This window comes from Mesorhizobium sp. M0751, from assembly GCF_040320265.1.
GTDB lineage: Bacteria > Pseudomonadota > Alphaproteobacteria > Rhizobiales > Rhizobiaceae > Mesorhizobium.
This window is the reverse complement of the sequence record NZ_JAMYPH010000001.1, coordinates 204754-217154: the sequence shown is the minus strand read 5'-3', so window position 1 is coordinate 217154 and position 12401 is coordinate 204754. Positions and strand designations below refer to the sequence as shown.

Sequence of the window (12401 nt, the reverse complement as noted above, 5' to 3'; positions counted from 1 at the left end):
CTCAAGCTGCGCGGTGCGCGCAAATTCTATGGAGCCGCCGAGATCATCAAGGGCATCGACCTCGACGTCGAGGACCGCGAATTCATCGTCTTCGTCGGTCCGTCCGGCAGTGGCAAGTCCACGCTGCCGCGCATGATCGCCGGGCTGGAGAGGATCAGCGCAGGCGACCTCATGATCGACGGCGTGCGCGCCAATGGCATCGACCCGTCCGCGCGCGGGTTGGCCATGGTGTTCCAGTCCTATGCGCCCTATCCGCGTATGAGCGTGGCCGAAAATATGGGCTTCGCACCGAAGATCGCTGGGGTGCCGGCACTGGACAAACAGGCTATCTGCGGCGGGTCTCGCAGCCGGACACACAAGCTATCGGGCCGAGGCTCGACCGCAGTTAAGTCAACTACGGCAACGTTCGTCGGCGACCAACTGTTGGGCGAATGAATCGCCGCGAACACTGCCTCTGCCGCAACATTCGCGTCACGGTCGCTACGCATTGCAACGTCATTCCGGATGTCGCCCGTGCGCCAAAACCGGCGAATGGAGGGCGCTCGCCTCGTCCGCTCCCTGCCGAGAGCGCGTCGGAATGGAAACCGCACCATTGATCAGCGATGCGCGCAGCTTCCCGGAAACCTTGGATCAGCGGATAAGATCGTGCTGCTGGAGCGCGCCCGCCATTCACCATGCGTGGGAGGTTCCGCGCAAATAGCCGACGCCGAATGGGTGAGCCAAGCATGCAGACATCATTGTCATGGTGCTGCGGACGACAGTGCATATCCGGCGCGCATGTCGCTCTGTTCGAGCCTTTGAACCACCGCGCTGACCACGGATGTACTGGCAGCATTGGGATCTTTCCGGTTCGGATGGAAAAGATGCAGGTCGGCGTGCTCCTGCGGAAAGCCGCACCCCCTCATGCAACGCAGCCTCCCCCGCGTGGGGAGCGCTTGCCTGCACTACGGCGGCGGCTTTCCATGCGAGCCGCTTCAAAAATGATGCTGCGAAACGGCTCCGGCTTTATCCGACGAACGCCTCACGCATCCGAGCGAACATGCCGGGCTGTCTCCCGGCAATCGCCGCACGGATGTGACGGGCGGCCGTTGCGGCGCTCACCGTCGCGCCGAAATGACAATAGCAGATGATCTCATGCAATTGCCTGTCGGTCAGTTCGAAGAACCGCTTCGCTTCGCCGTAGTTGTCGTTTTCCAACCCGGCGGCGCGGAGGACAGGATCCTCGAAAGCGACTGAGATCGGCGAGCCGTCGCCGCGCATGGCCCCGCGTGATCTAACCGGCTGATACTCGGTCTGGTGTAGCGTCGAGAGTCGCCGGTCAGGGTTCCGTTCAAGGAGCTCCGCCCAGCGTTCAAGACGTTTGCTGCGCGACATGGCCTGGCGCAGGTAGTCCTGATCGATCTCGGCGACGATCTGCAGTTGCTCAAGCGTCTGGTGCTTCATTTTAGCCTCCTATTCGGACGATAGTTGGCCCACCCATATCCTTCTTATACCTGCGGCCAGCGTGACTCCGACCGATCGTGAAGTCCAATCACGATGATGCTGGGAGGGCTTCCCCCCACGAAAATGCGGAGGCTTCGCAAAGATCCGGCCATTAATTTGGCGAACGCGGTCAAATGCGCGGCTGTTCGACGATGTCGGTCTGGAGTCCGTGCCGATCGAGGTGATCGACGGGCAGAGTCTGTGCTGGAGATGACGATCGCTCTCACTGCTGCGGCGCTGGTATCGGTGTGCCGCCAAACCAACTAGCCGCATACGCAATCACGACCACGCCGTACCAGAGGCGCCTGTCCTTGGGATCCATCGTTACCTCCTGCCCGCTACATGTTGGCCACTGGGCGAATTCCTTGAGCCTTTGGCCGCATGAGCGACCCATTTGCCGTCTGGCAGGCACACAGTAGGCTGGATAAGGGGTCTTTGAGAAGCGCGCGATACGACCGCGCCGGCATGATCGCCAGCGGCTGCGACCGGCGGCTGCAGGCGTGCTCGACGAGTAGCGTTGCGGCATGGATGTCAAAAGATCGGCGATGCCATCCAGCGCCTGTGTGATCGATGCGGCGCGCGTTATCCTGATCTTCCAGCACGGCTCCGCGCAGCCGCACCCCTCATTAGACCGTTTCGAGACGGCTGAACCGAACCGGGATGAGTTTGCGAGTCTTCAGTTGCGCTGCCGCATCCTTGTCGATGACCGTCAGCAACTGCGCTTCTCCAGGTCCCACGGGCAGGACCAGGCGTCCCCCGGGTTTGAGCTGCTCAAGCAAAGCCGGCGGTGTCCGCTCAGCGGCCGCGGTGACCAGGATCTTGTCGAATGGGGCGTGCTCAGGCCAGCCGCGAGACCCGTCTCCGACACGAATGCCGACATTGGAGAAGCCGAGACCCCGCAGGAGAGCCTCGGCATGGCTTGCGAATTCCTCGATGATTTCGACGCTCCAAACTTGCCCGGCAAGGTCCGCGAGGATTGCGGTTTGGTAGCCTAGGCCGGTGCCGATCTCGAGCACTACCTCGTGCGGTTGCGGCGCAAGGAGATCGGTCATGAGAGCAACGATGAAGGGCTGCGAGACGGTTTTATCAAAGCCGATCGGCAGCGGCATGTCTTGGTAGGCATAAGGCGCAACTGATGCTGGCACGAAGAGGTGCCGCGGTATCCGCCTCATCGCCGCCAATACCCGCTCATCGAGCGCCACCTTGCCAAGTTCTTCGCTTGCAAGATCGGTGTGAATTGCAATCATCTCGACCATGTGCCTGCGTAGAACCGCAAGGTGCTCTTCGTTCATCGGCTTCATGACGGTGGGGCGCTCCTCAACCAGTCTGCTGCCTGATAGCCTTATACCCTGTTCGTCTTGTCACAGTAACCATGTCGTCGAGAACGCGGCTTCGGTTGGGGCGGGTTGTACCGCCCTGCTATTTCGTCGCCGTTCCTTGGTGCTCTCCCTTTCCTCGCACCGGGGTGGAACGGCGTGCGCATCAGAAGCTCGCCAGCGAGGCGACAACTTCGATATAGCGGATCGCCAGCCAGTTCAGCACCAATAGGCCGAAGGCCAAAACGACGCCGAACCCTGCGCTGTCGCTCACCGGCTCCATCCCGCGCTGATCGTGCGTGATCTGGCGATTGACGATGACCGAACCTGGGCGAGCCAGCAGCGCTATTCGCGCTGCATGCCGGCCATACGATAATCAGCGTTAGCCCGCGTGGCGCTGCTGAGAAGAACCGGAATTTCGTGATGGCTTGCCGCCGCCATTGGCGCGGCACTGGGAGACTGGCTGTCCTTCTGGATCGGCAAACGGCTTGGAAAGCGGGTTTCGCACTATTGGCCCCTCTCCTGTTCTTCGAGCGGTGGGGGGTCGCCGGCGCTTCTTCGGTCCCTTGCGTGCATCCGTATCCTTGGTGGCGGGCATCTGCGCGATGCCGCTCTGACGTTTCAGTTTGCCAATATCGCTTCGGCTCGCCGGAGTTCGTAGCCGATGTTGCACGGTTTTTCGACGTCACGAGAGGACACGTCTTGCTCGCCGGTCCCAAGACGATCGCAAGCGTTCCGGATTTTGCTCGCGCGGATCGGGAACTTGTCGTCGTTCGCTCCAGTATGGATCCCGAGGACACGCTCAAGCGCTTTGCCGGCCGTGTCGTCTTCATCGGCGGCGTTCCACCGGTCTGGGACGCCTACGCGCGCTTCGTCAGCTACTGGGATGTCACGCGGCTGCCCTGTGACGGGCCGGCGGACCGCTGGTTCGATGCAAGATGGCTTACGGGGGTGGCGAAGTTGCCAGAAATCACCGCGACCAATGAAGGCTCGGCTCGTATCGATCTGGGATTATTTAGACCACCTCGCGACCCAAGTTCCAGACCGCATTTTATGCAACTTTACATCGAACACAGAACCGACAGCGGTGCAGCTTGCAATTTTTTCGCCGAACGGCGACACACGGTGACGGTCGTGCAGCACCAGCCCGCGCACAAAACGATCGCGGACTCCTTCCTGCAACTGGCGCAATCCCCCAAAAGTCCTGCGGAACCGTTGCGGAGGCCTTCACCTCGATACCGACGACCCGACCGCGTCGATCCTCGTTCACGACGCCGACCTCGTCCTGATCCTTGGTCTGGTAGTGTGAGAAAGACACCCGTCGCCCGGACCACCATGCGAGCTTCAGGAATTCCGACACCACGAACCTCTCGAGCAAAGCACCGAACCGCGATCGGTCCTACGTTCTTCGTCTACGGCCGCTCACAAGATTGTCAACAATCTGAGAAAGTTTTGTTGACAGGTGATTGATTTGAGCCTTCACTCACAAAAGTCCGCGTATCGATCGAGTTCTGTCGCAACAATGCGCGGCCTCCAAAGGGGAAAGAACAATGATCAACAGGCGTTCAATAATCACATCCGCGGCGCGCGGCGCCGTCTCCGCGCTGGCAATCATGGCCGGCGGCACAATCGCGGTGCACGCCGCCAACAAGGAACTCAAGATCGGCTTTGTCGGCGTGACGAGTGGCGCGGCCGCTGCGTGGGGCACATCCAACGTCCGCTCGATGCAGACGCGCGCCGCCTGGATCAACGAAACCGGCGGTGTGAAGATTGGTGACGAGACCTATGACATCAAAATCGTTACCTTCGACGACCAGAAGGACCCGAAGCGGGCGATCGCCGGCATGGAGAAGATGGCCCAGGAGGGCATCCACTATGTCGTCGGTCCGAATGTCGACGACGGCGCGGCGGCGGTGCGTCCCGTGGCAGAATCCAAGGGCATCATCTATTTTCCCTACGCATTCCCGAAGGAACTCTACACCCCGCCGGCGTCCAACGCCGTGCTCGGCATGATCGCCAACTACCAGTCGGCTCCGGCGATCTACAAATATCTCATGGAAAACAGGGGCGTGAAAAAAGTTGCCTTTGTCGCCGCCAACGAATCCGATCCGCTGAGCCAGCGGGATGGCGGTGTTGCCGCGGCAAAGGCGCTCGGGCTCGAGGTTGTGGCTGCCACGGATGTCTACCAAAACGATACCCGCGATTTCACGCCGGTACTGACGCCGATCGTTTTGCAAAAACCGGACCTGCTGGTGCTTTCGGGCGTCGCGCCGGGCAATGCGCCGCTGCTGATCCGCGCCGCGCGCGAGCTCGGCTACGAAGGCCTGATCTCCACCGAAACGGCGCAGGATGCCAAGGTGCTGGAAGAGGGCGCGGGCGAGTTGGCCAACGGCTTCATCTCGGTCGGCGGCGCATCGACGCCCGAAATCGCGTCCGACACGATGAAGGAGTTCGTCGAACGCTATACGAAAATGTTCGGCGAATACAATGACGAGTCCAACACCAAGGTCTACGCGCTCGAATACATCATCGAGACGCTGAAGGCGAACCCGGCCGCGATCGACAATGTCGAGGAGTTCAAGAAGACGATCGACACTTTCTCGGCGCCCAATCCCTATCTGAAGGGCGATGCCAAGCTGACCTATGTCGGAATGACGTCGTTTGGCCAGAAGCGCCAGCTTTCGGTCCCGATGGTGGTCACGGAATACCGCGACGGCAAGTTCGAGACGCTCTTCGTCGCTCAAGTCGATTGACGCAACTGCACCGAAGCGGATTGCCGCAGAGGCTCGAGCATTCGTCTTCAGCCTCTGAACGGCCGGAACCATCCTGATGGAACAAGTCATCGCCAACGGGCTTTATCTTGGCGCGCAATACGCCTTGATCGCGCTCGGTCTGACCCTGATCTTCGCGCTGATGAACGTGCTTAACTTTGCCCATGGGCAGATGTACGTTCTCGGCGGCTTCGTCACCTACACCGTCTATAGCCAGCTCGGCATGCCTTTCGTCGTCGCGCTCGTCGCGTCCGGGATCACGCTGCTGGTCATTGGAGCGCTTGTCGAGAAATTCCTTTTCAGGACGGTGATTAAGCGAAGCGTGCGGGAGGAAAGTACGATGCTTCTCGCGGCGGCGGTCGCATTCTTCCTCGACGCCGTGATCCTCCTCCTGTTCGGCGAAAAGCAGCGCGGCGTGCCGAAGATCGTCAAAGGCGTCTTCGTCTCCGACAGCCTCATAATGCCTTACGACCGGCTGCTGGTCGGCGCACTCGCCATACTGTTCATCGCCTCCTTCGTGCTTTTCATGCAGTACAGCAAGCCGGGACGCGCCATGCGGGCGCTGGCGCAGGACCGGGTCGCGGCGCAGCTGATGGGCGTCGAGGTCGACCGCTATTCGATGATCGGCTTTGCGCTCGGCGCCATGCTTGCCGGCATAGTCGGGGGGCTGCTGGTCGCCATCACCGGCGTCAATTCGGGCATCGGTGGGCCGATCTCGATCAAGGCGTTCTTGATGGTGATGATCGGCGGGGCCGGCGTGGTCAGCGGAGCGATCGCCGGCGGCTTCATCCTCGGCATGATGGAATCGGTCGGCCTGACGGTCCTACGCCAATATGGCGACGTCACTTATCTCGTCATCTTCGCCGCGCTGATGGTGTTCCTGAGCATCCGCCCGAACGGGCTCATGGGCAAGCCGTGGGGATGATGGACATGAAGCGTACACGCAACATCCTCGCCGTCGCTGTCTTCCTGCTGGTCGTACTCGTCGGCGTGCCCTGGCTGATCGAGGCGACCGGTCGGCTCGACCTCTACTACACGCTGACCTCGGTCGCGCTGCTCAGCATCGCCAGCGCCGGGGTGTGGGTGACTTTCTACATCGGCCGCATCAATATCGGCCAGGGGGCCTTCGCGCTTATGGGCGGCTATGTTTCGGCCATTCTTGTCGTCCAGTATGGTGTGTCGTTCTGGCTGACACTGCCGCTGGCTGGGCTATTCTGCGCCGCTGCAAGCGTGCTGATCGGACTGCCCATCCTCAGGCTTCGCGGCGTCTATTTCGCCATGGTCACGCTGGTTTTAACCGAAGTGGCGCGGCTGCTCGCGCTGGCGCTGCCGATCACCAACGGCGCCAAGGGCATGGTCAGCATTCCGCTCCCCGGCGGCATCTCGATCTTCGGGCTGACCATCCTTCCAGATTTCGCGACGCTCGCCAACCCGCGTCCCGCCTTCTATCTGGTGTCGGTTGTGCTGATGGTGCTGTGCTTTGCGGCGCTCTACCGCCTAGTCCATTCGCGCATTGGCAAACTCTGCCAGTCGTTGCAGCAGAACGAGGAACTGGCCTCCTCGATCGGCGTCAACATCGCCTATCTGCGCGTTATCGCCTACGCCTTCTCCTCATTCCTCGGCGGTCTCGGCGGTGCGATGTTCGTCGCCATCTCGCAGTCGATCTATCCGTCGAGCTTCACCGTCACCGACTCGGTGAACTTCATGCTGAACTGCTTCCTCGGCGGGCTCGGCCACGTCTTCGGGCCGATGATCGGCACCTTCGTGCTCTATTTCGGCTGGGATTTCCTGTTCGAGACCGGCGAGTTCCAGTTGCTGATCTTCTCTTCGGTGCTGATCGCGCTGATGCTGTTCCTTCCCAACGGCCTGCTCAGCCTCAGGCTGTTCGGCAAGAAGCAGGGCTAGGACCATGACTGAGCTTCTCCAGATCAAGGCCGTGACCAAACGCTTCGGCGGGCTGGTCGCGGTCAACAATGTTTCCTTCGCGGTCCGCGAACGCGAAATCCTCTCGGTCATCGGCCCCAACGGCGCCGGCAAGTCGACGCTGTTCAAGTTGATTTCCTCTTTCCTCAATCCGACCTCGGGCGAAGTGCTATTCCGGGGAGAGCGGATTTCAGGCCTGGCGCCGCATATCGTCGCCCGGAAGGGCGTGGTGCGCACGTTCCAGGAGACGACGATCTTCAAGGGCATGACGGTGCGCGACAATGTCATCATCGCGCATCACCTGCGTTCCAACGCCAGCCTTGCCGGCTTCTATCTCGGCACGAACACCGCACGGCGCGACGAGGATGAATTCGGCCGCTCGGCCGACGAGATCATCGACTTCCTCGATCTCGGCGCGCAACGGCATGAGATCGCCAGCACGCTGCCGCACGGCCATCTGCGCGCGCTCGGGATTGCCATCGGGCTCGCTACCAACCCGACCGTGCTTCTGCTCGACGAGCCCTTCGCCGGCATGAACCATGACGAAACCGTGCGCGCGGTGGAGATGGTGCGCGACGTGCGGAAGCGCGGCGTGACTGTCCTGCTGGTCGAGCACGATATGCCCGCCGTCATGAACATTTCCGACCGCATCGTCGTCCTGAACTTCGGTGTGAAAATCGCCGAGGGAACGCCGAAGGAAATCCAGGAGAACGAAAAGGTCATCGAGGCCTATCTCGGCGCCGAAGATGAGGCGATCGGATTTTAGCCATGAGCGAACTGCTGAAAGTCTCCGACGTCGAACTCTACTACGACCATGTCTATGCACTGAAGGGCGTGTCGCTCAACGTCAACGAGGGCGAGACCGTCGCGCTGATCGGCGCGAACGGCGCGGGCAAATCCTCGATCCTGCGCGCCATCACCGGCCTGAAGAAAGTGCGCAGCGGCGAGATTCATTTCCGGGGCCACCGCATCGACGGAACGCGCCCGGACGAGCTGGTCAGGATGGGCATCGCCATGGTGCCGGAGGGTCGGCGCGTCTTTTCCTACATGACGGTGCGCGACAATCTGATGATGGGCGCCTTCACCCGCACCGACAAGGCCGAAATCGCCAGGACGCTGGACATGGTGCTCACGCGCTTTCCGCGCCTGAAGGAACGCTATTCCCAGACGGCGGGCACGATGAGCGGCGGCGAACAGCAGATGCTGGTGATCGGGCGGGCGCTGATGGCCAAACCGAAGCTTCTGCTGCTCGATGAACCCTCGCTCGGCGTCGCGCCGAAGCTCGTCCAGGACATCGCCCGCTCCATCGTGGCGATCAATCGCGACGAAAAGGTCAGCGTTCTCTTGGTCGAGCAGAATTCGCGCATGGCGCTGCGCATCTCGCAGCGCGCCTACGCACTGACGACCGGAAAGATCGCGCTGGCCGGACATTCGGCCGAGCTGCTTGGCGACGACCGGGTCAAGAAACTCTATCTCGGCGGGGAAATATGAAAGCGCAAATGGACATACTCGTCGTCAATCCCAACACCACTGCGTCCATGACCGAAAAGATCGGCGAGGCGGCGCGCGGCGCGGCTTCGGCCGGCACCAGGATCATCGCCGTCAATCCGAAGGACGGGCCGCCCAGCGTCGAAGGCTATTTCGACGAGGTCTTCGCCATCCCGGGAATGATCGGCGAGATCCAGAGACATCCGGCGGCGAGCGCCTGCGTTATCGCCTGCTTCGACGACACCGGCCTCGACGCAGTACGCTGCGTCGGCGAGATGCCGGTGGTCGGCATCGGCGAAGCGGCGTTTCACATGGCGAGCCTAATTGCCGGCAAGTTCAGCGTGGTGACGACGCTGTCGCGTTCGGTGCCGGCGATCGAGCACAATCTGGTGCGCTACGGCCTCGCCAGCCGCTGCGCCAGGGTGCGGGCAAGCGACGTTCCCGTTCTGGAGCTCGAAGTGCCCGGCTCCAACGCCCGCCATCGAATTTCGGAGGAGATCGAGCGCGCCATCCGCGACGACCGGGCCGAAGCGATTGTGCTGGGATGCGCCGGCATGGCCGACCTCGCCGCCGCGCTCAGCCGCGAACATGGCCTTCCTGTGCTCGACGGCGTCGCCTGCGCCGTACAACTCTGCGAGAGCCTCGTCAGCCTTGGCCTGTCGACCTCGAAGCGCGGCGGCTACCAGGTTCCACTCGAAAAATCCTTCGCCGGAATCTTTGCGCCCTTTTCGCCCTCCGGCCGTGTATCCTGATGCGTGCAAAATTGTTGACACTCCCACACAGGATGTTCGATGTCCGGCCGGAAACGCGGTGTTCGCGCCGCTATGCGATCCGGCCGCCGGGACAATGAGACGATGGACCTGCTTGGACCAAAGACACGGGATGGCGACAAGCCGACGATGCGCTGGTTTCCGGTCTATGCCGGCCTGCGCGACGCCATCGTCAGCCACCGCCTCGCACCGGGCACAAAGCTGCCCGAGGACGAGCTCGCCTCGATCTATTCGGTGAGCCGCGCGGTGATACGCGCGGCGCTGCAGGCGCTGTCGCATGACCGCTTGGCTCGGCTCGAGCCGAACCGCGGCGCGTTCGTCGCTCAGCCGACCAAGCAGGAAGCGCGCGAGGTGTTCGAAGCGCGGGCGCTGATCGAGCCCAAGGTCGCGGCGCTTGCCGCCGAAGTGGCAAAGCCGGCCGAGATCGCGCAACTGCGGCTTCATCTCGAAAAAGAGCACGAGGCCCTGCATGCCGGCCGCGACAGCGACGCCATAATGCTGTCGGCAAAATTCCATGTCGGCATCGCTGAAATCGCCGGCCATTCGATCCTGACCGGGTTCGTCAAGGACCTGTTGTCGCGGTCGTCGCTGATCATCGCGCTCTACTGGCGCCGCCGCGAAACCACCTGCGAAAGCCACGCCCATCACGCCCTCGTTGATTCCATCGAAAAGCACGACGCAAAAAACGCGTCCGACCTGATGCAAAGTCATCTCATCGACCTTCTGTCGGGCCTTGATCTGTCGCTTGGCCAGAAGAAGCCCGAGAGCCTATCGGACATCTTGCGCTGATCTCCGCTGTCAAACTCTTCGCCGGAGTTCGCCCATGTCCGCACGTGCTGGGCGTGATCGAAGCAATGCATGGCATGCATCGGTCCATGAGGACCGCTTCTTCGTTCCTGCCGTCATAACAGTAGCGCTCGTTGAGTCCGCGGCGCTGCCCTCTCCGGCGTCGCGACCCCCGACATGCCGCAGCAACCTGTCGGCTGCGGCGAGGCCTCGATGCCAAGCTATGACGTTTCGGTGCTCTAGATTGCACTCCCGGACAAGCCTCAGATCCTGAAAAGGTCTGTAGCGTTGAGTCATGCGGGCACGATAATCGCCAAGGTTCTCTCCACCAAGGGCAGATCATTATTTTTCGCCTAGTATTGATGTTTGATACGTCAATGATACTATTGTGAATATCATTTCTCATATTCAGACACCGACGCCTCGATGATCACTGCTTCCCAGCTTCGTACCGCCCGCGGCCTTCTCAACATCGACCAGAAAACCCTGGCGGAAATGGCAGGCCTCTCGCTGCCGACGATCCAACGAATGGAAGCCAGCCAAGGCAATGTGCGAGGCGTTGTCGATAGTTTGGTGAAAGTGATCAACGCGCTGAACCGCGGCGGTGTCGACCTTCTCAGCGAACATATGCGTAGCGACGATGGCGGCCGTGGCGTCAGGTTCCGGCATCCAGATACGCTGTTGGGCACGCCAAACTAGATCATGCAAAGCACGCTCTCGGCGCCACGCATTCACCGTCCTTCGTCTTCCTTTTCTTCTCGAAACACCCAATGAGCCTCTCCCGGCATGTCAGCTTGCGGTCCCGCTTTTCCGCATGGAAAGGCAAGGTTCGCTCATGATTCTGTACCTGCGCCGGCTAACCGGCAAAGAGCGTAGCGAAAGAGCCGACCGGCACCTCGCTCGCTTTCTGACGCTCATCGCAGGAGCCGCCAATGCTGGCGGCTTTCTGGCGGTCCAACAGTACACTTCCCACATGTCAGGCATCGTTTCGTCGATGGCTGATCACCTGGCACTCGGCAATGTCGGACTGGCGCTTTCCGGATTGGGCGCCTTGTTGTCGTTTGTCGCAGGCGCCGCCTGCTCAGCGGTGCTGGTCAACTGGGGAAGGCGGCAGGGTCTGCAGGGCGAGTACGCGTTCCCGCTTGTCCTGGAAGCGGTTCTGCTGATCTGCTTCGGTCTGCTCGGCAGCCATCTTGCGCGTCATGAAGCCCTGTTTGTGCCGATGACGGTGATGCTGCTTTGCTTCATCATGGGCTTGCAGAACGCCATCATCACCAAGCTGTCGGAAGCCAGAATCCGGACAACGCATGTCACTGGCCTGGTGACTGACATGGGCATCGAGCTCGGCAAGCTGCTTTATTGGAACATCTCGGGGAGTGACTCGGACGAACTGTTCGTGAAGGCAGATCGAAGAAAGCTGAGGCTGCTGGCGTCGCTTGTGGCATTGTTCTTTCTCGGCGGCGTCATCGGCGCTGTGGGTTTCAAGCATGTCGGTTTCGCGGCGACATTGTTTCTCGCGGCCATTCTCCTCGTGCTGGCCTCCATGCCAGTCCTGGAGGACGTCTCCGTTCGCATGAGGCGGCTTTGGCAGTAGCGCTACAGAGCTTTGCCGCATGCCAGATTTGGCAGCACATTCGCGAAGGCGCGGTTCCTAGATTTCGGCAGCTATTCCGTTGGGCTGATCCTGAAGCACGATGAGACCGGCCCCAACGGCAAGAGCCGGCCGAGATAAGGCCCATTTCCAGCCCCATCACGCGCAATCCGAGATGGCTGGCGACAACACTGGCCGTGACGGGAATGGTCGCATGCTTTGGTTCGAGGCGCAGGACGTATCGCCCGGTTTTCTACAACTTCAAGACAGATGC

Annotated in this window: 10 protein-coding genes and 3 pseudogenes; 11 read left to right on the top strand and 2 right to left on the bottom strand. The window is 61.2% G+C overall.

The window, feature by feature from the left end:
* Positions 1-6: 6 nt before the first annotated feature.
* A pseudogene (locus NKI19_RS00970) lies at positions 7-324 on the top strand (ATP-binding cassette domain-containing protein); the annotation flags it as partial.
* A 681-nt stretch (positions 325-1005) separates the two neighbouring features.
* On the opposite strand, the gene NKI19_RS00965 reads toward NKI19_RS00970, so the two are convergent.
* A complete protein-coding gene (locus tag NKI19_RS00965; protein ID WP_352488885.1) occupies positions 1006-1443 on the bottom strand; it encodes a hypothetical protein in 438 nt (145 codons plus the stop codon).
* A 665-nt stretch (positions 1444-2108) separates the two neighbouring features.
* Positions 2109-2783: a protein-L-isoaspartate(D-aspartate) O-methyltransferase gene (locus tag NKI19_RS00960; protein ID WP_352488884.1), complete on the bottom strand. Its 675-nt coding sequence runs from the start codon at positions 2781-2783 to the stop codon at positions 2109-2111.
* A gap of 663 nt (positions 2784-3446) precedes the next feature.
* Between NKI19_RS00960 and NKI19_RS00955 the strand changes: the two are divergent.
* The 10 genes and pseudogenes from NKI19_RS00955 to NKI19_RS00905 form a co-directional block, all read left to right on the top strand.
* A pseudogene (locus tag NKI19_RS00955) lies at positions 3447-3746 on the top strand (diacylglycerol kinase); the annotation flags it as partial.
* Positions 3747-4348: 602 nt separating this feature from the next.
* A complete protein-coding gene (locus tag NKI19_RS00945) occupies positions 4349-5551 on the top strand; it encodes an ABC transporter substrate-binding protein (protein WP_352466755.1) in 1203 nt (400 codons plus the stop codon).
* 76 nt (positions 5552-5627) lie between these two features.
* Positions 5628-6494 carry a branched-chain amino acid ABC transporter permease gene (locus tag NKI19_RS00940; protein WP_352488883.1) on the top strand — a complete coding sequence of 289 codons (867 nt, stop codon included), beginning with the start codon at positions 5628-5630 and terminating at the stop codon, positions 6492-6494.
* Between the two features lie 5 nt (positions 6495-6499).
* Complete coding sequence (locus NKI19_RS00935) at positions 6500-7474, top strand: branched-chain amino acid ABC transporter permease (protein WP_292659991.1); 975 nt, start codon at positions 6500-6502, stop codon at positions 7472-7474.
* 4 nt (positions 7475-7478) lie between these two features.
* Positions 7479-8258: an ABC transporter ATP-binding protein gene (locus NKI19_RS00930; RefSeq protein ID WP_352488882.1), complete on the top strand. Its 780-nt coding sequence runs from the start codon at positions 7479-7481 to the stop codon at positions 8256-8258.
* Between the two features lie 2 nt (positions 8259-8260).
* Entirely contained in the window at positions 8261-8983 is a 723-nt protein-coding gene (locus NKI19_RS00925; protein ID WP_352466752.1) for an ABC transporter ATP-binding protein, read from the top strand.
* Between the two features lie 8 nt (positions 8984-8991).
* Positions 8992-9732, top strand: a complete 741-nt coding sequence (locus NKI19_RS00920) for an aspartate/glutamate racemase family protein (RefSeq protein ID WP_023722329.1) — start codon at positions 8992-8994, stop codon at positions 9730-9732.
* A 102-nt stretch (positions 9733-9834) separates the two neighbouring features.
* Entirely contained in the window at positions 9835-10539 is a 705-nt protein-coding gene (locus tag NKI19_RS00915; RefSeq protein WP_352489124.1) for a GntR family transcriptional regulator, read from the top strand.
* 423 nt (positions 10540-10962) lie between these two features.
* Positions 10963-11235, top strand: a complete 273-nt coding sequence (locus NKI19_RS00910) for a helix-turn-helix domain-containing protein (protein ID WP_352488880.1) — start codon at positions 10963-10965, stop codon at positions 11233-11235.
* Between the two features lie 115 nt (positions 11236-11350).
* Positions 11351-12118 (top strand): annotated as a pseudogene (locus tag NKI19_RS00905) (YoaK family protein); the annotation flags it as partial.
* Between the last annotated feature and the right edge of the window lie 283 nt (positions 12119-12401).

What these genes read in the sequence shown, in the direction of transcription:
- NKI19_RS00965 (WP_352488885.1), bottom strand. Translation starts at nt 1,443, where the DNA reads ATGAAGCACCAGACGCTTGAGCAACTGCAGATCGTCGCCGAGATCGAT.
- NKI19_RS00960 (WP_352488884.1), bottom strand. Translation starts at nt 2,783, where the DNA reads ATGAAGCCGATGAACGAAGAGCACCTTGCGGTTCTACGCAGGCACATG.
- NKI19_RS00945 (WP_352466755.1), top strand. Translation starts at nt 4,349, where the DNA reads ATGATCAACAGGCGTTCAATAATCACATCCGCGGCGCGCGGCGCCGTC.
- NKI19_RS00940 (WP_352488883.1), top strand. Translation starts at nt 5,628, where the DNA reads ATGGAACAAGTCATCGCCAACGGGCTTTATCTTGGCGCGCAATACGCC.
- NKI19_RS00935 (WP_292659991.1), top strand. Translation starts at nt 6,500, where the DNA reads ATGAAGCGTACACGCAACATCCTCGCCGTCGCTGTCTTCCTGCTGGTC.
- NKI19_RS00930 (WP_352488882.1), top strand. Translation starts at nt 7,479, where the DNA reads ATGACTGAGCTTCTCCAGATCAAGGCCGTGACCAAACGCTTCGGCGGG.
- NKI19_RS00925 (WP_352466752.1), top strand. Translation starts at nt 8,261, where the DNA reads ATGAGCGAACTGCTGAAAGTCTCCGACGTCGAACTCTACTACGACCAT.
- NKI19_RS00920 (WP_023722329.1), top strand. Translation starts at nt 8,992, where the DNA reads ATGGACATACTCGTCGTCAATCCCAACACCACTGCGTCCATGACCGAA.
- NKI19_RS00915 (WP_352489124.1), top strand. Translation starts at nt 9,835, where the DNA reads ATGGACCTGCTTGGACCAAAGACACGGGATGGCGACAAGCCGACGATG.
- NKI19_RS00910 (WP_352488880.1), top strand. Translation starts at nt 10,963, where the DNA reads ATGATCACTGCTTCCCAGCTTCGTACCGCCCGCGGCCTTCTCAACATC.